This window comes from Nitrospirota bacterium, from assembly GCA_035516965.1.
GTDB lineage: Bacteria > Nitrospirota > UBA9217 > UBA9217 > UBA9217 > MHEA01.
In genome coordinates, this window is the sequence record DATIZR010000041.1 from 29,555 (window position 1) to 52,851 (window position 23,297).

General features: G+C 59.7%; 19 protein-coding genes. 12 read left to right on the forward strand and 7 right to left on the reverse strand.

From position 1 onward, the window contains the following. Window positions 1-77 precede the first annotated feature (77 nt). Both VL197_05340 and VL197_05345 read left to right on the forward strand, forming a co-directional pair. Window positions 78-1,244 (forward strand): ABC transporter permease, encoded by a 1,167-nt coding sequence (locus VL197_05340; protein ID HUJ17399.1) that lies wholly within the window; start codon window positions 78-80, stop codon window positions 1,242-1,244. A gap of 38 nt (window positions 1,245-1,282) precedes the next feature. After that, complete coding sequence (locus tag VL197_05345) at window positions 1,283-1,957, forward strand: ABC transporter ATP-binding protein (GenBank protein ID HUJ17400.1); 675 nt, start codon at window positions 1,283-1,285, stop codon at window positions 1,955-1,957. Window positions 1,958-2,065: 108 nt separating this feature from the next. Here VL197_05345 and VL197_05350 read toward each other — a convergent pair whose 3' ends face one another. Together VL197_05350 and VL197_05355 are read right to left on the reverse strand one after the other, a co-directional pair. Next, window positions 2,066-2,728, reverse strand: coding sequence for an MXAN_2562 family outer membrane beta-barrel protein (locus VL197_05350; protein ID HUJ17401.1), 663 nt, complete (start codon window positions 2,726-2,728; stop codon window positions 2,066-2,068). Beyond that, window positions 2,725-4,572: a CFI-box-CTERM domain-containing protein gene (locus VL197_05355; GenBank protein HUJ17402.1), complete on the reverse strand. Its 1,848-nt coding sequence runs from the start codon at window positions 4,570-4,572 to the stop codon at window positions 2,725-2,727. The genes VL197_05350 and VL197_05355 overlap by 4 nt, the downstream gene beginning before the upstream one ends. A 233-nt stretch (window positions 4,573-4,805) precedes the next feature. On the opposite strand from VL197_05355, the gene VL197_05360 reads away from it, so the two are divergent. The 3 genes from VL197_05360 (at window position 4,806) to VL197_05370 (ending at window position 10,534) form a co-directional block, all read left to right on the forward strand. Further along, on the forward strand, window positions 4,806-8,603 hold the full coding sequence (locus VL197_05360; protein HUJ17403.1) for a 6-bladed beta-propeller: 3,798 nt from the start codon (window positions 4,806-4,808) through the stop codon (window positions 8,601-8,603). 112 nt (window positions 8,604-8,715) lie between these two features. Next, on the forward strand, window positions 8,716-9,171 hold the full coding sequence (locus tag VL197_05365) for a hypothetical protein (GenBank protein ID HUJ17404.1): 456 nt from the start codon (window positions 8,716-8,718) through the stop codon (window positions 9,169-9,171). 94 nt (window positions 9,172-9,265) lie between these two features. Beyond that, window positions 9,266-10,534 carry an AmpG family muropeptide MFS transporter gene (locus VL197_05370; GenBank protein ID HUJ17405.1) on the forward strand — a complete coding sequence of 423 codons (1,269 nt, stop codon included), beginning with the start codon at window positions 9,266-9,268 and terminating at the stop codon, window positions 10,532-10,534. Window positions 10,535-10,698: 164 nt separating this feature from the next. Here the strand turns inward: VL197_05370 and VL197_05375 are convergent, their stop codons facing one another. Continuing rightward, a complete protein-coding gene (locus VL197_05375) occupies window positions 10,699-10,950 on the reverse strand; it encodes a hypothetical protein (GenBank protein HUJ17406.1) in 252 nt (83 codons plus the stop codon). Between the two features lie 291 nt (window positions 10,951-11,241). Here VL197_05375 and VL197_05380 point away from each other — a divergent pair, with 291 nt between their 5' ends. The 4 genes from VL197_05380 to VL197_05395 all read left to right on the forward strand — a co-directional run bounded on the left by VL197_05380 (window position 11,242) and on the right by VL197_05395 (window position 14,179). Continuing rightward, window positions 11,242-12,078: an AEC family transporter gene (locus VL197_05380; protein ID HUJ17407.1), complete on the forward strand. Its 837-nt coding sequence runs from the start codon at window positions 11,242-11,244 to the stop codon at window positions 12,076-12,078. A 128-nt stretch (window positions 12,079-12,206) separates the two neighbouring features. After that, window positions 12,207-12,458 (forward strand): hypothetical protein, encoded by a 252-nt coding sequence (locus VL197_05385; GenBank protein ID HUJ17408.1) that lies wholly within the window; start codon window positions 12,207-12,209, stop codon window positions 12,456-12,458. A gap of 86 nt (window positions 12,459-12,544) precedes the next feature. Next, window positions 12,545-13,423 carry an amidohydrolase family protein gene (locus VL197_05390; protein HUJ17409.1) on the forward strand — a complete coding sequence of 293 codons (879 nt, stop codon included), beginning with the start codon at window positions 12,545-12,547 and terminating at the stop codon, window positions 13,421-13,423. Window positions 13,424-13,525: 102 nt separating this feature from the next. After that, window positions 13,526-14,179: an HAD-IA family hydrolase gene (locus VL197_05395; protein ID HUJ17410.1), complete on the forward strand. Its 654-nt coding sequence runs from the start codon at window positions 13,526-13,528 to the stop codon at window positions 14,177-14,179. Window positions 14,180-14,297: 118 nt separating this feature from the next. Here the strand turns inward: VL197_05395 and VL197_05400 are convergent, their stop codons facing one another. Continuing rightward, window positions 14,298-15,305 (reverse strand): HAMP domain-containing sensor histidine kinase, encoded by a 1,008-nt coding sequence (locus tag VL197_05400; GenBank protein HUJ17411.1) that lies wholly within the window; start codon window positions 15,303-15,305, stop codon window positions 14,298-14,300. 439 nt (window positions 15,306-15,744) lie between these two features. Between VL197_05400 and ahbD the strand changes: the two genes are divergently transcribed. From ahbD to VL197_05415, 3 genes are all read left to right on the forward strand, one after another. Then, complete coding sequence (gene ahbD / locus VL197_05405; protein ID HUJ17412.1) at window positions 15,745-16,854, forward strand: heme b synthase; 1,110 nt, start codon at window positions 15,745-15,747, stop codon at window positions 16,852-16,854. Window positions 16,855-16,993: 139 nt separating this feature from the next. Further along, entirely contained in the window at window positions 16,994-17,833 is an 840-nt protein-coding gene (locus VL197_05410) for an ATP-binding protein (GenBank protein ID HUJ17413.1), read from the forward strand. A gap of 111 nt (window positions 17,834-17,944) precedes the next feature. Further along, a complete protein-coding gene (locus VL197_05415; GenBank protein ID HUJ17414.1) occupies window positions 17,945-18,415 on the forward strand; it encodes a universal stress protein in 471 nt (156 codons plus the stop codon). 214 nt (window positions 18,416-18,629) lie between these two features. Here the strand turns inward: VL197_05415 and VL197_05420 are convergent, their stop codons facing one another. The 3 genes from VL197_05420 to VL197_05430 all read right to left on the reverse strand — a co-directional run bounded on the left by VL197_05420 (window position 18,630) and on the right by VL197_05430 (window position 23,281). Then, window positions 18,630-19,889 (reverse strand): (Fe-S)-binding protein, encoded by a 1,260-nt coding sequence (locus tag VL197_05420; protein HUJ17415.1) that lies wholly within the window; start codon window positions 19,887-19,889, stop codon window positions 18,630-18,632. Beyond that, complete coding sequence (locus tag VL197_05425) at window positions 19,841-20,674, reverse strand: respiratory nitrate reductase subunit gamma (GenBank protein HUJ17416.1); 834 nt, start codon at window positions 20,672-20,674, stop codon at window positions 19,841-19,843. The genes VL197_05420 and VL197_05425 overlap by 49 nt, the downstream gene beginning before the upstream one ends. Before the next feature lie 183 nt (window positions 20,675-20,857). Continuing rightward, window positions 20,858-23,281 carry an ATP-dependent DNA helicase gene (locus tag VL197_05430; protein HUJ17417.1) on the reverse strand — a complete coding sequence of 808 codons (2,424 nt, stop codon included), beginning with the start codon at window positions 23,279-23,281 and terminating at the stop codon, window positions 20,858-20,860. Window positions 23,282-23,297 lie beyond the last annotated feature (16 nt).

Sequence of the window (23,297 nt, forward strand, 5' to 3'; positions counted from 1 at the left end):
CGCACAGAGTAAAGAATAATAAAATTATCTCTGTGTCCTCTGTGGTTAATAAAGTGGAGGCTTATCAAGGATAGCATATGAAGCTAATCGACATCTCGCTGAACAACCTCCTCCGCAAGAAAGGCCGCACCTTTTTCCTGGTCTCGGGACTCGCCATCGGCATCGGTGCCGCCGTTGCCATGACCTCGGTCGGCGACGCCATGAACCGCGAGGTGATGCATGCCTTGGACGAGTTCGGGGCGAACATCCTCGTGCTTCCGGCATCGGAGGGCCTGCCGCTCTCCTACGGCGGCCTTACGGTCTCGGCAGTGAATACCGGCGGCAGGGAACTGACCACGATCGACGTGGACAAGATCCGGACGATCAAGAACCGGGAAAACATCAGCACCATTGCGCCGAAGCTCCTGGTCCAGACCGAGGTGAAGGGCACGAAGGTGCTGCTTGCGGGCGTCGATTTCAAGGCCGAGCGGAGGCTCAAGAAATGGTGGCGCATCGCGGCGGGCTTGAATCCCCAGGAGAGCGGCGAGGCGCTGATCGGCAAGGACGCGGCAGCACGGCTGCAGCTCGCACCCGGCGACCGGATCGCTCTCGGCCGGAATGGGTCCCTTCGCGTGGCGGGCGTGCTCGGCGCGACCGGCTCGCAGGACGACGGCCTGATATTCGCGGACATGCAGTGGGTCCAGAAGCAGTTCAACAAGGGCAATTCCGTCAGCCTTATCGAGCTTTCGGCGCTCTGCAGCGGCTGTCCCATCGAGGACATGGTGACGCAGGTGAACAACGTTCTGCCCGGCGCCCGGGCCGTGGCGGTCAAGGAGACCGTCGAGCTCAAGATGCAGGCCATGCATTACTTCCACAAGTTTTCGCTCGGGATCTCGGTGCTGCTCCTGATCGTGGCGGGCATGATCATCTTCTTCGCCATGACGGCGTCCGTGAAGGAGCGCGTGCAGGAGATCGGCCTGTTCCGCGCCATCGGGTTCCGCACCGGGCATATCATCCAGGTGCTGCTGATCGAGGCTTTTATCGTGAGCCTGCTGGCCGGCTTCGCGGGCTCCGTCATCGGGATCATCAGCCCCCGGTTCGTCGCGCCCTACCTCATGAACGCGTACAACCTGAAATTCGAGTTCGACCCGATGCTGGCCGTGGCCGCCCTTGCCGCATCGGTCTCGGTCGGGATCGTTGCGAGCGTTTACCCGGCGGTCCGCGCAGGCCGGCTTGATCCGGTCGAGGCGCTCAAAACGCTCTAAGAACGCGCCAGTTCAGGGCACAGAGTAAAGGAACCGTCATGCCATTCATAGATCTGAACAATGTGAAGAAAATTTTCCACGCCGGCGACGAGGAATACGCTGCGCTCAAGGGCATCTCGCTCGGCATCGATACGGGCGAGTTCGTGGCCGTGATGGGGCCGTCGGGTTCGGGCAAGAGCACCCTGCTTTCGATCATGGGCGGCTTGAGCCACCCGACGTCGGGGTCCATTATTGTCGACGGGATCAGCCTTGGCAGCCTCGGGCAGAACAAGCTTTCAGACTTCCGCCGGGAGTACCTGGGTTTCGTGTTCCAGTCGTTCTATCTCGTGCCCTATCTTACGGCCGCCGAGAACGTGATGCTGCCGCTGGCGATCCAGCCGGGCCTGAACGGGGCCGCAAAGGCGAGGGCGATCGAAGCCCTCTCCCGGGTCGGTCTGGAAAGCAAGGCGGGACGGCTTCCGTCCCAGCTCTCGGGCGGCGAACAGGAACGCGTGGCGATCGCCCGGGCCATCGTGAACAATCCGGCGCTCATCCTTGCCGATGAACCCACGGGCAACCTCGATACGAAGACCGGCGACAAGGTGCTGGAGATGCTGGAGGGCCTTCACGCGGAAGGTCACACCATCGTCATGGTGACGCACAGCAGAGAGAATGCGAAGAGGGCGGGAAGGACCATCGAGATCAGGGATGGGGAAGTGGTGGATGGAACGTGAAGGGGAAGCAGGATGATTTCTTGCTCAGTGGAGCCCCCACCGGCAGGAGCCGGGCGATTGCGAGTCGCGGGATTCGCGCAGCATGAAGCCTGAATTACATATCGTCGTCTAAAACTCGAACAAAAATCCCGCGAGCAGGCTCTTCCCCCCGATATTGACCGACTGGCCTGGCGTGCTCGCCGTACCGGCAGTATCGACCATCACCCGCGTATATTTCGCCTCGAAGAACAGGTAGGTGTGATAGATCCCGTAGTCGCGGACCATGTTATTCGCCGCTTGCGGATCGAGGCCGTCCAACAGCAGCTGAAGCCCGCCCCTGACGTGATAGCCGTTCTCGGCCCCCCGGATAATTTCCTGATCCGTGATATCTTCCCGGTAGAATATCCTCGTCCAGCCTCCTCCTGCATACGGCACCAGCCACTGCTGCTCACTCAAAACGCCGCGGGCGAGCACAAACACATTCAGCGGGTAGAGGTCATACTTCACATTGCCGGAAAGAATGCCATGCACGGGAGCAAAGCCCTGCCCCGAGCCATGAACGAACGAGCCCTCAACACCTGCTTCCACCTGCCTAATTATTTTGTATGCAAGGGTGCCGCCGAATTCGGTCATATTCCTGCTGCCGTAAAACAGGGACCAGTTGTCAAGAGCGGGAATGAACCACCCGCCTTTCATCTCGAGAGACCAATGGGGCCGTTCGTTCAGTTCATCTGCTGCGAAGGCGGCCGCGGGCAGAGCAACGAGGATCAGGACCAATACGAGCTTTTTCAACGCGCGCCTCCGCTTCGTAACGAATTTCTCCTCCGAATGATAAAGACCGGCAGCAGAACCAGACAGAACAGCGTCGCCATCTGGATTGGCAGCGGCGTATAGAGGAGGAAGTAGGCGCCTCCGAGCAGCGGCAACAGTGCGGCCCGGACCACAGGTTTGAGCCAGGGATGATTCGTTATGAAGGAAGCCGCTCCGGGACCGACGCGGTAATACCACTGGACAAAGGCCCTGCCCGGGCCGTTCGTCATCAGGAACCGGTCCCGGAACTCGCGCAACACCTGCACCTGGGGAGCCGAATAGTAACCATAGGCCGCCGTCGCGATGAAACAGCCCTTGTTCGGCAGGTTCGGATAGGGATTAATGCCTTCGGGAAACTCGCTCAGAACGTTTGATATTAAGCTTTCCAGGGGCGAACCGACGGTAAACGGAATATCCGTAGAAAAAACACTCTCGTAGCTGATTCCCGGAACGGGTGATCCGCCGCTGTTGGTCGACGTCATCGCGATATGGTAAGTCGTCTGAGCAACGGCCGACACAGCCACATAATAGGTTTGTAAATTTGTCAGGCCCGGCAAGGTAAAGGGGCTGACGGTAGCGGGGAAAAACGGGGTCGTCGACGTGGGCGCGGAAAACGGCGCGGTATCGTAATAAATTTTATACCCCGATGCTCCCGACGACATAACCCAACTGACCAGGAGGCTGTTGTTCATCGGGCTGAGCGCGAGAATCGTCGGTGGATCAGGCGTCGTCACTGCCAGGGAAACCAGGTTGCTTAAGGTCTGCGATGTCGTAGTAGCGCCGGAAACGGTGATGGGAGACGTGCCTTCCGCGGCGTTGGTGCCAGTGTAAGTGGTGTCCGTTCCATAATACACATGATAGCCGCTGACCAAGTAGCTGTTATTCTGGATCCAGTTCAGAGAGACGGAAAACGATCCCGTCGTTTCCGATTTAAGACCTGCCACGGGGAGCGGCACCGTATCCGTGTCCGGACCGCCAAAGGCGCCCATGTCGAAGGTGCTGCTGTCAAAGAAGTTGGGGTAGCTGGGATTCCCACTGGGATTCCCCGAATTTTTGATGCAAGGTGATGCGGCCAGGAGATGGAAATCGCCGTTCAAGGCATCGACAAAAAGAGGGTCCGTATTCTGCACCTGGGTGTTCGGAAATGAATGAGCATCCAGCAATACCCCGTCAGTCGTATTATTGAAATAATCATTGTACGTGACATTGGCAGTCGGGACACCGGCCGGATTCGATATTGCCAACTGATTGCCGGAAAAAATATTATTCGTGACGATGATATCCTGGTCCCTGGTGATGGCCGAGCCGGCTTGATAAAAAACGTTATTAATGATTGAAGAATTCGGCGAGGCTGAAACCTGAACGCCTGTCGTTAGTCCGGTCCCAAATACATTGTTCGCAACTTTTACCTGGGAATTGTTCAATAAGCTGATGCCTGTATTTGCATTCTTGAACGTGAAATTCTTGATGGTGATGTTGCCCGTCACTCCACTGGCCGTAATGATAGGCCCGCTGCTGGTTCCGATCAGGATCGTCCGCGATGTTTCGCGTCCAATGAGAGGAACATTGCTGATGAGCGTGATTGGGCCGCTGTAAGGAGTAGAGTTATTCGATTCAACGATGACTCGAAACGTGGTTGTCGTGGGGGTCGGACCGGTCAGCAGGTTGTTTGCGTAAGTGATCGCCGATTGAATCGTCGAAAAGTGGGTATTATCAGTCGTGACGTTAGGATCAACGAAGAGGTCAAGGGCCAGTGCTGTGACCGGAGTGAATGCGGCAAGAATAAGGACTGTAATTAACGACCGCCTGAATAGAGTCATCTTCATGAGCCCATCCCTTTTGTGCCAAATTTCCCTCACGATATCACAACATATGATAGAAAGTCAAAAAATTCCCCTTGGAAAGCCGACTATAAACATAAAATTATGTTAAGAAAAATAATTTGGGTATTTGGTACTTTTGTGGTACAATGAATGTGCTTATAACTTATCGAATGTCTCCGGCAGGAGGAGTGACCGGTCGTCACGGTTCTTTTCCCTCTGTCACTTCGGAGGAGCACATGAAGTGGACCACATTCAAGCGCAGCATTCCCATTTTTCTCATCCTGTTCCTTTCCTCACGATCATACGCCTACCAGCAGATCGAGTTTATCCGTGAGGGCGGCGAGCTCGATAAAAAGACAAGGCAGCACCAGCTGAATGAGCCCCGGGCCGTAGCAATTTCCGGAGACAGGCTGTACGTGGCGGACTCCGACGCCCATCGCGTGGTTGTCATGGACCAGGCCGGGAAGACTGTCCTTTCCTGGGGCGCGAAAGGCGACAAGCCGGGCCAGTTCAAATCGCCGGCTGGCATCGCGATCGACGAACAGGGACTCGTCTACATTGCTGACACCGGGAACCACCGGATCCAGGTGTTCGATGCTGAAGGCAGATCCATCCGCAGTTTCGGCGCAAAGGGGAGCGCTCCCCGCGAGTTCAACAGCCCTGCAGGGCTTTTCGCGCAGCGCGGCCTCCTGTACGTCGCTGACCGGGGGAACGGCCGCGTGCAGGTCCTGACCACCAACGGCATATTCGTGAGGCTGATCGAGGTGAAGAACAAGAACGAGATGAAGGCTCCGGTGGCAGTCGCAGCGGATGTCCAGAACAAGATCTACGTGCTCGACCGGGACGGAAATTCGGTCAGGATCTTCGACCATGACGGCGTGCAGCTGGAGCAGTTCGGCACGAAGGGCAAGGGAAGTGAGGGCTTTAACTATCCCCAGGGGCTCGCCGTGGACCAGACCGGCAGCATCTTTGTGGCAGACACCGGGAACTATAAACTGAAGAAGTTCGATCCCCAGGGCAGGCTCGTGGCCTCCCTCGGCTCCGAGGGCAGCGGCCCGGGCCAGTTCCGCGAGGCGGCCGGCCTCGCCGTGGACAAGGACGGCAAAGTCTTTGTGCTCGACGCGGAAAAGCACACGTTCCAGGTGTTCACCTGCGAGATCGAGGGCAAGCCGGTCGTGCCTGCCTCTCCGCCGGCGATCGTTGAATTCGCCCGGGAGATCCCGGGAGAGGTGGCCGCCTTTGGCATGGACAAACGCGTGTATGGCCTGGCCGCCGATTCGATCATCGCGGTCGGGGTGAGCGCGGGGCGCAGGATCGGGTCGCGGGGCAGCGAGCCGGGCATGTTCAACAATCCCCGCGGGCTTGCCCTGGACGCATCGGGAAAGTTCTGGGTCGTCGATACGGGCAATGGCCGCCTGCAGAAGTTCAGCATCGAGGGGAACCTCCTGCAGGTGATCGGGAAGCCGGGTTCAGGGGAGGGAGAGTTCGATTCTCCCGGCAGCGTCGCCATCAGCCGCAAGGGTAATCTTTTTGTGGCTGACACGGGCAACAAGCGCGTGCAGGTGTTCAACGCCAGGGGCATGTTCCTCGGCATGTTCGGCAAGCCGGGCAAGCTCTCCGGCCAGTTCTCGGAACCCGCGGACATCACCGTCGACGCCGGCGAGCATGTCTACATCGCAGACCGCGGCAACAACAGGATCGCGAAATACGACAGCAACGGGACCCTCGTCTGGGAGGCGGGAAGGGCCGGGAAACAGGACGGCGAGTTCAGCAGCCCGTCGAATATCCTGGTCTCCCAGGACAACGAGGTCTTCGTGCTCGACGCCGGGAACGCGCGCGTCCAGGTATTCGACACGGACGGCAAGTTCCTTCGCGCCTTCGGCAGCGAGGGGAAGGGGCCGGGCGAGTTCAAGTCGCCCCAGGGCCTCGCCCTGGAGGGCGGCCTACGGCTCTACGTGGGCGACCGGGGCAACAACAGAGTGCAGGTCTTCACACTCCGCCAGACCCCGTCCGTGCCGCAGGACTTGATGACCCAGGCGCGCGTCAATGAGATACAGCTGGGCTGGAAGGGCGGCGGCGAGAGCTATCTCGAGCAGTATCATATCTACCGGGGCGAGTCGGCCGGGGGTCCGTTCCAGCTCGTTGGTACGGCCACGGACCCCTTCTTTGTAGACAGGGGCCTGCCCAGCGATAAGACCTTTTACTATCGCATCGCGAGCAAGGCAAAGGAGGGACATGAGAGCGCGGCTTCGACGATCGTCTCGGCCGTAACACCGAAGCTCATTCCCGCAGCTCCGAAAAAAGTTCGGATCGAGGCGCTCGAAAAGCAGGCAACGCTTTCCTGGCTCCCGAACCTCGAACCCTTTGTCGCCCACTACCGAATCTACCGGACCAAGCAGCTGGCGTCGGGCTTCGAGCTGCTCGCTCAGGCTGACAGCACCCTGTTCATCGACAGCCCCCTCGCGGACGAGACCGTTTACTACTACCAGGTCACGGCCGTCGGAAAAGAAGGCGATGAAAGCCCGGCAGGCGAGGTCGTGTTCGCGTCCACTCCGAAAGCGTCGCTGACCGTGCCGCCGCTCGAGATCGCAACCATCGAGGTGGGCGCGATCTTCTCATCATCCTACAAGTACTACGAGTCCCATCCCGCGGGCAGGGTCGTCGTCAGGAACAATACGGACAGCGCCTATCCCAAGGTCAAGCTGAGCTTCTCCATCAAGGATTTCATGGATTATCCGAGCGAGATCGAGATCGAACAGGTCCCCGCCAGGGAGCAGGTGGCGGTGCAGCTCAAGCCGGTGTTCAGCAACAGGATACTGGAGGTGACCGAAAACACGCCGGTCCAGAGCGAGATAGCTCTCACGTACTACATAGCGGGAGAAGCAAAACAAGTGACCCGGAGCTTCCCGGTGATGCTGTACGAACGGCATGCGATGGTCTGGGACCAGAAGGCCAAGCTGGGCGCCTTTGTGACGCCCAAGGACCCGCCGGTCGTTGACTTCAGCCGCGCCGTCATACGGCCCTACGTGGACACGAACCCCAATCTGCATCAGTCGCTGGTCTATGCGCGCGCCCTGTATGACGCGCTCGGCGTGCTCGGCCTCAAGTACATTGTGGACCCGACCAGTCCGTTCCAGGAATTCTCCGAGAAGCCGGCGAGCGTCGACTATCTCGCGTACCCGCGCGACACGCTTTCGCGGAAAAGCGGGGACTGCGACGATCTCTCGATCCTGTTCGCGGCGTGCATGGAGGACATCGGGATCTCCACGGCGTTCATTGATGTTCCGGGGCACGTGTTCGTCATGTTCAACACGGGCGTGACGGAAAAGGACAAGGCAACACTGGGCTTTGACGACCAGATGATCGTATCGTACCAGGGAACGATCTGGATCCCCGTTGAGATGACCATGGTCGGGTCGTCGTTCACCCGGGCCTGGCAGAAGGGCGCCGAGGAATACCGGGACTGGTCGGCCAGGGGCAAGATCGACCTCATCGAAACGCAAAAGGCATGGGACGTGTTCAAGCCGGTCACGCTGCCGAACGGGGACTCGAAATCGGCCAGGGTGCCCCGGGAAGCGATCGAGGCCGCGTTCCCCGAGGAGCTCGAAGCGCTCGGAAGCCAGCGGCTTGCCCTCCTGTCAGCAGCATATGTCGCGCAGCTCAAGAAGGATCCGAACGATGTTGCGGCCCTTGCCCAGCTCGGCATCCTGTACGGCGAGAACGGCCTCTATGCCGAGTCTCTCGTACAGTTCCAGAAGGTCCTTGCCCTTGATAAGAACAGCGCGCTCGCGTACAACAATATCGGCAACGTCAGCTTCCTGCAGGAGCGGTATGAGGACGCCAGAAAGGCCTATGAAGCATCCCTTGCGGACTGTCCCGATGACACGGGCATCATGGCAAACCTGACCCGCGTCCTGCTGCGGCTTGGCAGGAAAGAGGAGGCGAAGAAGCTGTTCCAGAACGCCGCGGCTCTGGATCCGCGTGTGCTGCGTCAGTGCGGCGATCTTGTCGCGAGTCTGGGGATCGTGCAATAGAAAAGTAGTGAGTTCGGAGCGTGGAACGAATCGGATGAAAAAGGAGCACTTTGCGGATTATTTTCTCCGGACCTCGAACTCCGAACCTTATGCAAAAAAACGGGAGGCTACTATGAAAAAAGTGTTTTTTGTCATTCTGATGCTCATCCTGTCCGGCAGCATGGTCCTCGCCCTTGAACAGGAAAAGAGATCGGGGTCTGTTATGACCGACTGGCTCAAGAGCCTGCAGCAGAAGATCGCCCAGCTTGTGCCGAAGAAGTCAATGCCGATGAGCACCAGCGTCGCCGGAGTGCGCGGCGGCAGGGAAAACAGCCAGGCGGCGCTCTACTGGAAGGGGAAAAAGGGCGACGAGGCCGTGAGCGAGGAGGAGCTGACCGAGTTTAAGGATGGGCTTGAAGCCATCGAGAAGGGCGATGGCCCAAAGGCCATCCATGAGCTGGAAGAATTTATGAAGCTGTACCCGGACAGCGTGCTGATCCCCGATGTCAAGAAGACGCTGGACCTGGTGAAGGCGGAGCCACTAAAACCGGAAGAGAAGAGGGAAGAGCAGAAGGAAGAGCAGAAGTAATAGAATTGCTTATGGGGAAGAATTCAAAAGGCAGGGACGTCATCCCTGCCTTTTTCTATGGAACTTTGCCGATCATTCTGCTACTCTTACGCCCATGACACGACAGCCCGCCTCCCGCAACCCCTGGACCTTCCTGCCCACGCTCTATTTCGCCGAAGGCCTGCCCTACGTGCTCATCAACACCGTGTCGGTCATCCTGTACAAGCGAATGGGCATCGACAACGCGCACATCGCCTTCTGGACGAGCTGGCTCTACCTCCCGTGGGTCATCAAGATGTTCTGGGGCCCCCTCGTGGACATCACCTCCACGAAGCGGACCTGGATCCTCTCGACCCAGCTCGCCATGGGGCTTTCGCTCTTCGTTGTCGCCTGGTCGCTGCAGACCTCCGGCTTCTTCGTTCTTTCCCTTGCGGCCTTCGTCCTCGGCGCCTTCATTTCCGCTACCTATGACATCGCCACCGACGGGTTCTACATGCTTGCCCTGTCGGAAAAGGACCAGGCGTTGTTCGTGGGGCTTCGGGCGGCCTTCTACCGGCTCGCGATGATCTTCGGGTCGGGGTTCCTGGTCTATCTCGCGGGAAGGTTCGAAACCTCGACGGGGAACATTCCCTTGAGCTGGTCGATCGTGTTCTCGATCGCGGGAGCGCTGTTCCTGATCGCTTTCGGCTACCACCGGCTCATGCTGCCTTATCCACCGGCAGACGGGCGGCGGACCGCTCAGGACCGTTCCTCCGGGGCTTCCTTTGGCGAGGTCTTTGCCGCCTATTTCAGGCAGGAGCGGGTCGGCGTGGTCATCGCGTTCATCCTTTGCTACCGGCTGGGCGAGGCCATGCTGCTCAAACTGGTCCCGCCGTTCCTGCTGGACAAGGCGGGCTCGGGCGGGCTCGGTCTGTCCACATCGGACGTTGGCCTTGTGTACGGTACCGTAGGCGTTCTCTCTCTCGTTACCGGCGGCATCCTGGGGGGATGGGTCCTCTCGCGCTTCGGGTTCCGGCGTGCCGTGTGGCCCATGGTCGCTGCCATGCATCTGCCAGATATCTTCTTCGTGTATTTGGCGTCTTCTCAGCCTTCGATCGCACTGGTGTATCCGCTCGTGGCGCTCGAGCAGTTCGGGTACGGGATGGGCTTTACTGTTTTCACGGTCTACCTCATGTACTCAGCGCAGGGAAACTATAAGACGTCCCACTATGCCATCTCGACGGGGATCATGGCCCTCGGCATGATGGTGCCGGGACTCGTGAGCGGCTATTTGCAGCAAATGGTCGGTTACCGGACGTTCTTCATCATCGTTTGTTTCCTCACCATCCCGGGCATGCTGACCATTCCGTTCCTGCCGAAGAAGGGGATGGAAAAGAACGGCTGAACCGGGAAAGGATAACGGAGGGGTTCTGTTGATCAGGGCGCTCCCCGCTTCATGATGTTCCGCGGTCCATCACGTTCCGTGGCATCGGCCTTCCCGCACAAGAAGGGACAACAAAAAAGGCAGGCCATGGCAGGCCTGCCTTTTTCCAGTAATACCGTCTGAAATCAGCCCTGCGACTCCCTGCCGAAACCCGTCAAGACGAAGCCGATAATGACGCCGATCACCGTACCGATGGTCTCCGCGTGCAGGATCCCGAACAGGCCGAGGACCATCATGAGCGGAAGGATCAGGACGATCGCCGCGAAATGAATGGTCTTGATGCCGAGTGTCGCGTTCTGCTTGATGATAAGGTAATAGATGCCTGCCAGCCCTCCCAGCATGATGAGCGCTCCGATTAATCCGATCCATAATTGCATGTGATATCCTCCCTGGTATTGGATTCATTCCCGGGATGTATGAAGTCCGGGACAGGCGTCATTATAGACAAGGCGGAAGTTTTTGTCAAAGGGATCAAAAAAAATCTTGGAAACTTTTATTGAAAGCGGCTACAATTGTCGGTAGACAGCTACCTTCGGAAGGGGCAGCGCGATCCGGCATCATGATCTCGGGGAGAACGTATCAATAAGGTCCTCTATTCATTCGGCCTGATCATCGCGGCCGGATACGCCTGGCGTTTCTTCGACCCCGGCGGCATCGACCGGCACCGCGTGCGCCACGCCCTGAGCGTAAGCGTGCTGCATTTTTTCCTGCCCGCGCTCGCCTTCGGCCTTGTGGCAACGGCACACGCCGACCGGAGCTTCATCGCCGTGCCCGTGACTGCTGCGCTCGTGACCCTTGCGTCGATCGGCGCCGGCTTCGCGTTGTATGCGCTGCTCCCCCGGTTCAGATCGATGGATCGCCGTGCCCTCGGCGTGCTGATCCTCTCGTCGTCCTTCGGCAACGTCACCTATCTCGGGCTGCCGGTCATCACGCAGATGATGGGGTCCCGCTTCGGCTATGTGGCGATCCTGTACGATCTCCTGGCGACGACACCGGTCCTGCTCACGCTCGGGGTGTTCATCGCCGCGCGGTACGGAAGCGGGGCGTCGGCCTCCCTGGGAGATTCCCTGGGCAGGGTGCTCAGGCTCCCGCCGCTCTGGGCCGTAGCCGGGGGGCTCGTCGTCAACCTCGGCGGCGTACCGGTGCCGGAGATCGTGCTTGATGCGGCGCAATTGATGGGCAGGGCGGTCATCCCGGTCATGACATTCACGGTCGGGCTGGCGCTCGACTTTCAGGACGTGAAACGGCTGCCGTTAGCGGCCCCGGCCCTTGGCGTCAAACTGCTCGCGTCTCCGGTCCTGGCATGGTGGATCGGCTCGCGGGCCGGTCTTTCCGGGGACGCCCTCAGGGCGGTCGTGATCGAAGGTGCGATGCCGGTCATGGTGCTCTCACTCGTGATAGCCGATGAGTTCGATCTCGACGTGCCCCTGGCCGCCGTCTGTGTCGCCGCATCGACCGTTGCGCTGTTCTTCACCCTGCCGGTGATGATGAAAATGCTCTTTTAGCCGCAGAGGCCACGGAGAGAATCAGAACAGGCTGCCGCCGATTTCACCCTTCGGCGGCGGTGCGGTCATCTTCCTTCGATCCGGCCTTTTTCCGTGCACCCTGTGGCAGAAGGAATCCGAGGTATACTATGAACGACAAACACGGTCATTCCCATGAGCACAACGAGCACTGCGGCCATAACGGCCACGATCATCATGATCACAGCGAACACGAGCACGGCCTCGTGGAGGTCACGATCGAGCTCGAGGACGAACACATCCCCGCGCTGGACGAGGTGGCGGCGGAGCTCACGAAAGAGCTGAAACAGCCCTGGGACCGGGGCGCCGTCATCCGCCTCGCGCTGAGCGAGTTCTTTTCGAGGCGCGGGAAGATCACGTAAAGCAAACGCGGAGATGGGAAGACGGGGGGACGCGGTGAGAAGTATGTTGGCCATGTCTCCGAGTCGTTTTTCTGCAGGAGTTAAGTATGGCCTATGTAAAGACGGTGGGGAAACACTATCTGATCGACATCCATGTGCACGGCGCCGATGACTGTGATACGCGCACGAGGAGACAGGACGACATCCTGAGGATGGCGGTCCGCCACGCCGAGCGCGGCACGGCGGCGGTCCTGCCCACGGTCTACCCCAATGCGCTCGAGCTCATGCGCGAGAATATGGGCGCGGTCCGGCGCGCCATGGAATCGCGGCGTCAGGGGGCCGAGATCCTCGGCGTCCACCTGGAGGGCCCGTTCCTGAACCCCGAGCGGGCGGGTTCCCTTGACGGAAAAAGCTTCGCCGACCCTTCGCTGGATGCATTGACGCGGCTGATCGAGGGGTTCGAAGACATCATCAGGGTCATCACCATAGCACCGGAGCTGCCGGGGGCGCTCAAGCTGATCGAGGCATGCCGGGCGAAGGGGATACTCGTCCACATGGGGCACAGCGACGCGTCCTTCGAGCAGGCGGAGGAGGGAAAGCGCGCCGGCGCAACGGGCATCACGCACATCTTCAACGCCATGCGCGGGTTCCATCACCGGGAGCCGGGTCTGGCCGGATTCGGGCTCATGGACGAGGACATCCACGTCGAGGTCATCGCCGACCTGGCCCATCTCCATCCCCAGAGCATAAAAATGCTATTAGAGATGAAGCCGCCCGGGAAGATCATCCTCATCTCCGACGCGATCAAGGGTGCCGGGTGGGGCAGCGGGCCCGTGCGGGGACCGGGAGGGACGCTTCTGGGCAGCGGGATCGCCCTAGCCGATGCGGTCAAGAACCTCATCACCCTCGGTGTTCCTCAGGAGCGGGCGTTCCAGTTCGCTTCTGACAATCCCCGAAAGTATCTGGGCCTGCCGACCGTGGTCTGATCAGGCTCCTTGCGTTCAATCCGTGATTTCAGATTCACCGAAACAGGCTGTTTCCGGCGCATCCGGTGGGAGCGTCTGCCTGGCCCCGGGACCTGTCTTTCTATGCTCTCCGTCAGCCTCTTCATATTCGACCTCGACGGCACGCTCGTGAACACCCTCGAGGACATCACCGCGTCGCTCAACTACACCCTGACAGCGCTCGGCAGGCCGCAGCTGCCTCCGGACACGGTGCGGCAGTACGTCGGGGACGGCCTCACGATGCTCCTGTCCCGGGCCCTCGGCGGCTCGCAGGAGTTGCTCGGCGAGGCCAGGGGCATCTACGCGGCCCATCACGGCCGGAACCTTCTGGCCCGCTCGCAGCTCTATCCGGGCGTGCGCGAGACGCTTGAGCATTTCAAAGCAGTACCGATGGCGGTGATCAGCAACAAGGCAACAGAATTCGTCGAGCCGCTGCTCCGGGGGCTCGGCATTGCGCACTATTTCAGGAGCGTGGTCGGCGCGGACCGCGGTCTCCCGCTCAAGCCCGCCCCCGATGCGGTGCTCACCATTATGGCCGCGTTCGGCGCGCCCCGGGAGCGGACGGTGATGGTGGGCGACGGCACCACCGACGTCAAGGCAGGCAAGGCAGCGGGCGTCATCACGTGCGCCGTGACCTATGGTTTCCGGTCCGAAGCGGAACTGCGGCAGGCCGGCCCTGACCATATTCTCCATGATTTTGCGGGGCTGATGGATTTGTTCCGGCCAGCAACGGGCTGAACGCATGAGACGGGCCGCTTCGCGATGAGTCCGGGAAAAATCCGGCGCCGGGATATTCAGGGAATGTGCCTGTTCTGCGTGTTTCCGGGCGGGTGCTGATGAGGTCGCCGCGCCAGGATCAGCGCCTGGCAGAGAAAGAGCGGTCGCCCCGTGGTCCAATCGGCAGGGTGAATGAAAAAATGCTTCCTTTGCCATAGGCGCTCGTAGCCCAGATCCTGCCGCCATGGTGTTCGACGATCTGCCGGGCTATGGCGAGGCCGAGTCCCGAGCCTTCTACTGTATTGACGAACCGGTCGCCCGACCTTTGAAATTTCTCGAATATCAGCTCAAGATCCGCAGCCCCGATCCCCACACCGTTGTCCGAGATCTCCACGACGATCTGCGAAAGGGGTGCCCGCTCTTCCCTGGCCGTGACATGGATCAAGCCGCCCGCTGGCGTAAACTTGACGGCATTGGAAAGGATGTTCGTCACAACCTGGACGAGACGGTCGCGGTCTCCGGTTACCGTGGGAAGGAGCGGGCTGATTGACGAGGTCACCTGGAGAACCTTGTTCTCAAACAGCGGCCCCATGCTCTCGATCGAGCCCTGGATGATGTCATCGACGGCGATCTCCTCGATCCGCCAGAGCAGGTCGCCTGATTCTATCCTTGCCAGGTCGAGGAGGTCGTTGATCAGCCGCGTGAGGCGGTCGGATTCGATCTTGATGGAACCCATCAGCTTGTCCTTCCTCTGCTGGGCCATTCCCGGCTTCATGATAAGAAGCTCGTTGAACGCTTTGATCGTTGTCAGGGGTGTACGGAGCTCGTGGGAAACGACGGAAATGAAGTCCGATTTGAGCTGGTCGATCTCCTGCAGCTTCCGGTTCGCTTCCTGCAGCTGCTCGTTGACCCGCTGCAATTCCGCGGTCCGCTTCACGGAATAAATGACGACCGAGGCGACGATCAGCGGCACCACGAGAGCGTCCACGGCGCCTATGATCAGGGTCTCGCGGGAAACACCGCCCCACCAGACGCGTCCCTGCGCGAAGCTCAGGACCAGCGTGATTACTTCCGAGCTCACGATCGATATCCAGATGAAATGCCAGGGGCTGACCTGCTTCAGTTTGTCGATCAATCCGGTCGTCATCGTCGAAACGTCCCGTCCTTAGTCGCGAGCGTCCATTCCCGAGAGGAGCCATATAGCCGTGCCTGCCGGGAGAATGGTTCATTATAGCAAAGTAGCACTGGTAAGGAAATGGAGATTGCAGGGAACGGTGGCGCGGCAGGGGACCGGGCGGGCCGTCAATCCCATTTTTCTTTGTCTTCAAAGTGGTCCGGGCGTGTACGCCGCCAGTCATGCCGGACCTCTCCTATTATGAACAAATTCCCCTCGGTGAGGAAGGGAGGCCGGGAAATGTGTTCGAACGTGATGGCTGGTTTTTACGACATCATTTCGGATGCGCTCCTTGCCGCTCCTGGGCAAACCCCGCCGGATATTTGTTGCGCGAACGCAGTTGACTATTCACGCCTGATTGGTTAATATGGTCCGATTCTGACCCCTGTCCTGTTCCGGCAAAGGAGCCCCCATGTCTCATCCTCATACCATGAAAGCGCCCCATGGCCAAGGCCATCCCGGCGGCGAAAAGAAATATCTTCCCCGGCTGATCGCCTGGGAGGTGACCAGGAGCTGCGTGCTGAACTGCGTGCACTGCCGCGCGGCCGCAAAATACGGTCCCTACCGGGGAGAACTCGATACCGAGGCGTGTTACCGGTTCCTGGACGATGTCAAGTCCTTCAGCGACCCCATCATCATCCTGACCGGTGGCGAGCCCATGATGCGGCCCGACATCTACGACATCGCTAAGTACGGCACGAAGCTCGGCCTCCGCATGGTCATGGCGCCCTGCGGCCTGCTCGTGACCGAGGAACTGGCCCGGAAGATCAAGGACGCGGGCATCATGCGCGTGTCGCTCTCGATCGACGGCCTGACCGCCGAGAGCCACAACGCGTTCCGGCGCGTCGAAGGCGCCTTCGAGGGCGTCATGAAAGCCATCGAGAACTTCAAGAAGGTCGGCGTGGAGTTCCAGGTGAACACGACCATCACCAAGCACAACGTGAAGGACCTTCCCAAGCTCCTCGAGATGGTGATCAAACTCGGCGCCGTGGCGTACCATCCCTTCCTGCTCGTGCCCACGGGCCGCGGCAAGGACCTCGCGGACCAGGAGATCCCTCCGGAAGAGTACGAAAGCACCCTGAAATGGTTCTATGAAATGCGCGACAAGGTGCCGATCCAGTTCAAGCCCACGTGCGCCCCGCACTACTACCGCATCTTCCGGCAGGGAGAGAAGGAGAAGGGAAAGACCGTGACCCCCGAGTCCCACGGGTTCGATGCCATGACCAAGGGCTGCATGGGAGGCCAAAGCTTTGCCTTCGTGTCCCACGTGGGCAAGGTCCAGATCTGCGGTTTCCTCGAGGAGGAGGCTGGCGACGTCAAGAAAGAGCCCTTCTCGAAGATCTGGGAGCACTCGACGCTCTTCAAGCAGATGCGCGACCTCGACCACTACCACGGCAAGTGCGGCATCTGCGAGTACCGGAGGGTGTGCGGCGGTTGCCGCGCCCGGGCCTTCGCCATCTCGGGCGACTACCTCGCGGCCGAGCCGTTCTGCACCTACGAACCGGTGAAAGCCCGCTTATAATCTGACCGCCCATGACAGGGGATGATGCAGTTCATCATCCCTTTCTGTGTGCTCGTGCGGGAACAACTGCCCACTACTCGGGATTGTCCGAGTTCATCTCCGCCAATCCGCGTCTCATTCCCGGAAAAGGACGTGTCTCATGATGGAAAGACCCAGGATCGGACATCTCCTCGTCAAGCTCGACAGGCTGCTCGACCGCTACGTGGACGGCGGGCCGGAGGCGCCCGCATTCCCGAAGAACCGGGCCTATGTCTGGGACGGCAAGCGGAAGAGCCTGAAGCCCGTCAAGCGGCCGGCCACCATCTGCCACGATGACCTGCTCGGGATTGACTCGATCAAGCAGGAGATCGTCAGGAATACGAAGAACTTCATCAAGGGGCTGCGCGCCAACAATATACTGCTCTGGGGCGAGCGGGGCACAGGCAAGTCATCGGTCGTCAAGTCGCTCCTCACGACCTTTGCCGGAACGAACCTGCGGCTGATCCAGGTCTACAAGCACGACATCCTGACGATCCAGGACATGTACGACATGATCGTCGGGAGCCGGGACTTCCGGTTCATCATCTTCATCGACGACCTGTCCTTCGAGGAGAACCAGACCGACTACAAGGAAATGAAGACGATCATGGACGGCGGGCTGGAGGAAATACCGGAGAACGTCCTGTTCTATGCCACCTCGAACCGGAAGCACCTGATCCCCACGAAATTTTCGGACAACGACAGCGACGAGATCAGGCCGTCGGACACGGTCGAGGAAAAGGTGTCGCTCGTGGACCGGTTCGGGCTGAGACTCGGATTCTACCATTTTTCCCAGGACACCTACCTCGAGATCGTCGCCTCCTACGCGAAGAAATACGGCGTCCGGCTGGAGGAGGGGAAACTGAACAGCCTCGCAATCCAGTGGGCCACCGCTGCGGGCGGCAGGAACGGACGCATCGCCGAGCAGTTCGTGCGGGCCGTGCTGGACGGCACGGTCTGATGCTTCCCCCGCCTTGCATTTTCCGCTTTCTTTATGCTATTCTATTTCCAGAGGCTGTTCTTGACGAGACGCGAATTCTGGCGTGAACTGAGGGAAAGGGGCTTGAGAATCATGAAAAAACTGCTTATAGCACTGGATGACTCCGCGAGCGCGATGAAGGCCGCTGAATATGCCGCGGCCCAATTGTCCGGCGACAACCTGCAGGTCGGGCTCGTGCATGTGCTTCCGAACCTGCCGGCCATCTTCTGGGACGAGGGGCATATTCTGAGCGACGCGGAGAAGAAGGAGCGGAAGAACGTGGTCGACAAATGGGTCGCTGACCGGAAGGCGAAGATGGATCCGATATTCAAAAAAGCCGTTGAGGTCCTGGCCAGAGCGGGCATCAAGGCGCAGAGCATCACGACGAAATCCATATCCGATTCAACGGACGTGTCGGACAGCATCCTGGAAGAGGCAAAGGACGGAGGATATCAGACGATCCTCGTCGGCCGGTGCAACCGGTCGGCGCGGCATTTGCTCGGGAGCGTCTCGGGCAAGATCGTGAACCACGCCGAGGGCATTGCCGTGACCGTGGTCGGGTAGCGATTGTAAGAACAGATGAGCTTCAAAAGGCTGGTGCTGTCATGACCTGCCTTTTTTTGTGCCTTCAGGCCCCTGTCCCCGTATTGTATGAGGTCGTACATTCTCGATATGGCGGATGTGCTGCGGACAACGGGCAGTACGAGAGGCGAAGAGGTCGACGAACATCCGGACTAAGCGAGCAGCCCGGCGTCGACGATGGGCTTATCAGACCAACTCAGGCGCCTGGAGATGCAAGTGCGGCTTCCACTGCGTCATGCGCTACTTCCGGACAGATCGATCGGACAAGCAACTCGTTCAGATGGTAGACCTTCATGCCGGAAGCCGCCTCCTTGGTGCCGTTCAACAGCCCCTGATAGCATGTCTGACAGGGGGTCACGATCGCTTCAGCCCCGGTTGCTTCGGCTTCGCGGATGCGCGCGGCTGCCATCTTGTGCTGGATCTCCGGACTGACCGCCTTCAGGCCTCCTCCCATGCCGCAGCAGGATGAAAAAGCCCGGTGCCTGGGCATTTCTACGAGATCGATGCCGGGAACGGACCGGAGCACACGCCGCGGCTGGTCGTAGACCTGGTTGTGACGGCCTAAATGGCAGGGGTCGTGATAGGTGACGAGGAGAGGCGTTTCTCTTCTGAAGCGCAGGCGCCCCTCCAGGATCAATTGATCGAGGTACTGGCTGAGATGCACGACCTTCTGCGCTCCCGGCCATAACCGGGCATAGTCCGAATGGAACCCCTTGAAACAGCCGGCGCAGGAGACGATGACCGTGTCGATGCCCATACGGGTAAACTGGTCGGCCCGCTTCCGCGCCTCGTCCGAAAAGGCGCCGTCGCCCATTCTCCTCAACTTGCTCATGCAGCACGGCTCATCCTCGCCCAGGATGGAAAAATCAACGCCTGCCTCCTGCAGCAACCGCGCCGTCTGGACGGCGACCGGCTGGAGCGAAGGCTCAAAGCTTGCCATGCAGCCCGCAAAATAGACGACCGGGGTCTGCCGCTCATGCCAGAGCCGCAGAGGGGATTTCAGCAGCCCTGCCTCCCAGGCCGAACGGGCCCAGCGGGACCGTTCTGCCTGGGGCTTGCCGAAGGGGTTGTTAAACTCCTTGATCGCGGAGAGCTGTTTGATCTGGCCCTCCGGCTGGGGGATGCCCGCATTCACGAGGGACATTCTCGCCTGCTCCCACAGGTCATGGGTATTGATGCGCACCGGGCAGACAACATGGCACTGCCCGCAGGCCGAGCATTCATAGAGGCTCTTGATGAAGTCTTCTCGTTCGGCTTCGGGAAGTGAGCCCTCCACAAGGCGGCGAAGCGAGTGCAGCTTGCCCCGCGCCGTAATGGATTCCCGGCGGTCCTGGGCATAGACGGGACACCACGCCTGGCACTCGCCGCACCGGGCACAGGCGTTCAGCTCGGTGAGCTGTCGCCGGGTCAGTCCCGCGGCGATCTTGTTGCCCTGTATTTTTTCATCTCGGGCCAATAGAGGTCCTCTCGGGTATGTTCTTCGGCGGCGTTGACGGCAATGATGACGGGAGCAAGCAGACTGTGCATCAGTTTGCTGTGGGGCAGATACCCTAACAGCGTTGCTACGAGCAGGAAATGAACGGTCCAGCAGGCCGTAAGCCACGGCTGCAGCTGTACCAGCGCATGCGCTTCCCGGGGCGTGAACAGGCGAGCGACATAAGAATAGCGCGCGATCTCAGCAGGCACGAGGGAGCAGCGCAACCCTTCCAGTGCGAACCCCGAGAGGGCCACTGATAAAAGCAGCGCCAGCAGCAGAGCGTCCATCTGATTGCTGGATTGCTTTGCCTCCCGCTGCACGATGCGCCGGATGCCGGCCAGAACAAGACCGAGGAGCAGCATCAGGCCGAAGCTGTCGCCCCAGACCTTCATCATGACATAGCCTTGCGGATGAATATAGAAGCGGGGGAAGGTGTCGCTGATCGCAAGATAACCCGAGCTTCTCAAGACAAAGGCGACTCCGGGAAGGACTGCGAGGCCGATGAATCCGTAGAATATCAGAATATGGATTAACCACCGGGAAAACGAGAGCGCGTACAATTGCCGGTGGAGAAGAACTTCGGCCAGCCAGATCTTTACCGCTCTTCGGAAATCACGCTCTTCCGAAACCGGCTCGCTGAATCCCCGGGACCATCCTTGCCATTTCCGGAAAAATGCAAAAGCCATGTACAGCAAGGACAGCGTCATTGCCGCGTAAAACAGAAGCCATGGTTTCGGGAAATCAATCAACTCGATCTGTGCCAAACGCTACCTCAGCATGGGGGATTCATGGCAGGAGACCTCATCGCCAAGGGGTCACGCATCAGGGCGTCCCCACCTGTTCTTATCGGCTCAAGGAGGAAATAACTATAGCTTACCCGATTCATCTCTGTCATGCAAGAGATGAATTGAGTCATAACCCGCACTGAGTCAAATCCGGAGTGCGGATCACGCCGGGAATAACGGCGGAGGCGAAGGGCCCTTTGCCCAGAACTCTGATACGTCCTTTAAGATGCTCCGGGAAACCAGTTCGTTCACGTTGGTCTCGAACCAGTCCTTTGGCATGGAACGGGAACAGGCGGATTGGACGAAACGGTTGTCCATCAGAACGATCAAGCCGCGATCGGTCTCGGAACGGATGACCCTTCCCGCAGCCTGGATCGCCTTGGACATGGCAGGGATCGCGTAAGCGTAGTCGAAGCCAGCGTTGTACTGCTTCTGGTAATATGTCCGCATCTCTTCGCGCTCGAGATCGAAGTTCGGGAGCGGCGGGCCGATCACGAAGGCGCCAATGGCCATCTCCCCCGGGTAGTCTACGCCTTCCGAGAACGTGCCCCCCTGGACTGCAAACAGGATTGTCGGGACGGTCCCGCCACGGAGTTGATCAAGGATCTCCTCGACGCGCTTCGCCTTCATTTCACGGTCCTGTTTCAGCACTCCGAAACCCTCAGGAGGCAGGAACAGCGCGAGCACCCGTTCGAGAAATTCGAAGCTCGGGAAGAAGGCAAAGTAATTTCCCCGCTTCAACGCCGTGATCCGGTGAATCCCCTCGGCTATCTTCGCGTAGTTACGCTCACGGTCCGAGTATTTCGTCGAGATCTGGGGAATGATCAAAAGCTTGCGATGCTCCCGGGGGAAAGGACTCTGGAATTCTGCTGTCTTCACCGTATCGGGATCGAGCCCGGAGAGTTTCGTGTAATAATCGAAAGGCTTGAGCGTCGCCGAGAACCCGACGACCTGATCGTACTCGTCGTAGCGGTCCTTCAGCATGGCCGAGGCATCGCAGCAGGTGATCTTGATGAGTCCGCCCGTGGGGTGGGGATGAAAGGTCGAGAAGAACTCATGATGATCGGGGTCGCCGATGAATTCGAGGGCGTCCGTAAATTCGGACCAGTATAAGCAGAGACCCATGACGACGTCCCGCGGCCGGATCTCGACGTCTGAATCAAGATACCGGGAAAGGAACGCCCGGAGTTTCGCGTCCTGCTCGAGAAAGGGGTCCCTCGGCGGGTCGATCTTTGAGGGCGTTGATATTCGCCCGGGGCTGCACGCGGCGATCGTCCGGATGCAGCCGTCGAGGAGCTCTTCCGCCTCGCGATGGAATCGGTCCGGCAGCTGGCGGATCCCGGCGCGCATGCTCTCGAGCGTGATGCTCGAAAGAGCCGGGGAGTAGTAGCCCATGGCGCGGGACGGCAGGTTGTGGGCCTCGTCGATCACGAGGTTCGGCCTGCCTGACTGGTCGATCTCGACCCCCGTCATCCGCCTGAGGGCCGAGCGGGGGGCAAAGACATAGTTGTAGTCGCAGATCACGACGTCGGCATCCCGGGCGGCGTCGAGCTGCAGTTCGAAGGGGCAGACCTGGTACTGCTCTCCAAGGTTGCGGAACGAGCGGGCCGTCAGCTTCTTTTTTTTCGCGAGAAGGTCCAGGATGCCGTGCTCGCGGAGCTTGGTGTAATAATCGTCGCCGTATTCGCAGAAGCCGGGGTCGCAGAGCGGCTCGTTCTTGAAGCAGATCTTGCCCTTCGCGGTGATCGAGAGGGACGTGACCCTGGAGCCGGCCTCCTGGAGCCGCATGACCGCGTCCTCGGCAACGCTGTGCTGGCTGTTCTTCGGCGTGACATAGACCACCTGCTGACCACGGGAAAGCGCATCCTTCAGGACCGGGTGAAGCACGCCAGCGGTCTTCCCTAGGCCCGTCGGCGCCTGGATAAGCATTCTCCGTCCCCCGCCGATTCCCTCCTCCACGTTCTGCATGAGCTCGGTCTGTCCGGGCCGCGGCCGCTCGAAGGGGAAGGCGAATTCGGCTGAAATCTTCCTGCGCCGCGCCGAACGCTTCACTGCTTTTTTTGCCTCCTGAACGAGTTCGTCAAGACGGAGGTCCAACCATTGCTCATAAGCGGGGAGTTCGAGCGCGACTTCGAGGTCCTCGGAGCGCCCGTTCCGGGTCGAGACGAGATGGAACGAGAGCGACGGAATGATGTTGTGTTCGAGCCAGAAAAAGTAGCCGTAGGTCAGGAGCTGCAGGCAGTAGGGGTGGCCCAGCGGACCCCGTGACAGGCGGGATGAAAGGTCGCTGACCGCAAAGGCCGTTTTGATCTCCTCGATGGCAGGCGGGTTGCGTCGGAAGATGCCGTCCATCCTGCCCTCGATCCTGAAACGGCAGCCGGCCCTCTGGAATTCATGCGACACGGGGACTTCGGATTCATAGGAAGGATCGGATTTTGCCCGTTTCCTTTGCACCCGGACGTGGATGTCCTGTCCTTCAGCGGCTGCGCGCCCGTAGCCGGAATGGGCCTCGATGCTGCCAATGCGCGGGCAGGGCAATGCGAAATCGCGGAGCGATACGGTGATGAGTTTGAGGTCAGCATTCATGCCGGTGTACTCTTTT

Bases quoted from the DNA above. Each gene is read 5' to 3' on its own strand.
- VL197_05415 (HUJ17414.1), top strand. From the start codon at position 17,945: ATGAAAAAACTGCTTATAGCACTGGATGACTCCGCGAGCGCGATGAAG.
- VL197_05370 (HUJ17405.1), top strand. From the start codon at position 9,266: ATGACACGACAGCCCGCCTCCCGCAACCCCTGGACCTTCCTGCCCACG.
- ahbD (HUJ17412.1), top strand. From the start codon at position 15,745: ATGTCTCATCCTCATACCATGAAAGCGCCCCATGGCCAAGGCCATCCC.
- VL197_05340 (HUJ17399.1), top strand. From the start codon at position 78: ATGAAGCTAATCGACATCTCGCTGAACAACCTCCTCCGCAAGAAAGGC.
- VL197_05390 (HUJ17409.1), top strand. From the start codon at position 12,545: ATGGCCTATGTAAAGACGGTGGGGAAACACTATCTGATCGACATCCAT.
- VL197_05345 (HUJ17400.1), top strand. From the start codon at position 1,283: ATGCCATTCATAGATCTGAACAATGTGAAGAAAATTTTCCACGCCGGC.
- VL197_05430 (HUJ17417.1), bottom strand. From the start codon at position 23,281: ATGAATGCTGACCTCAAACTCATCACCGTATCGCTCCGCGATTTCGCA.
- VL197_05355 (HUJ17402.1), bottom strand. From the start codon at position 4,572: ATGAAGATGACTCTATTCAGGCGGTCGTTAATTACAGTCCTTATTCTT.
- VL197_05410 (HUJ17413.1), top strand. From the start codon at position 16,994: ATGATGGAAAGACCCAGGATCGGACATCTCCTCGTCAAGCTCGACAGG.
- VL197_05385 (HUJ17408.1), top strand. From the start codon at position 12,207: ATGAACGACAAACACGGTCATTCCCATGAGCACAACGAGCACTGCGGC.
- VL197_05365 (HUJ17404.1), top strand. From the start codon at position 8,716: ATGAAAAAAGTGTTTTTTGTCATTCTGATGCTCATCCTGTCCGGCAGC.
- VL197_05360 (HUJ17403.1), top strand. From the start codon at position 4,806: ATGAAGTGGACCACATTCAAGCGCAGCATTCCCATTTTTCTCATCCTG.
- VL197_05375 (HUJ17406.1), bottom strand. From the start codon at position 10,950: ATGCAATTATGGATCGGATTAATCGGAGCGCTCATCATGCTGGGAGGG.
- VL197_05400 (HUJ17411.1), bottom strand. From the start codon at position 15,305: ATGACGACCGGATTGATCGACAAACTGAAGCAGGTCAGCCCCTGGCAT.
- VL197_05395 (HUJ17410.1), top strand. From the start codon at position 13,526: ATGCTCTCCGTCAGCCTCTTCATATTCGACCTCGACGGCACGCTCGTG.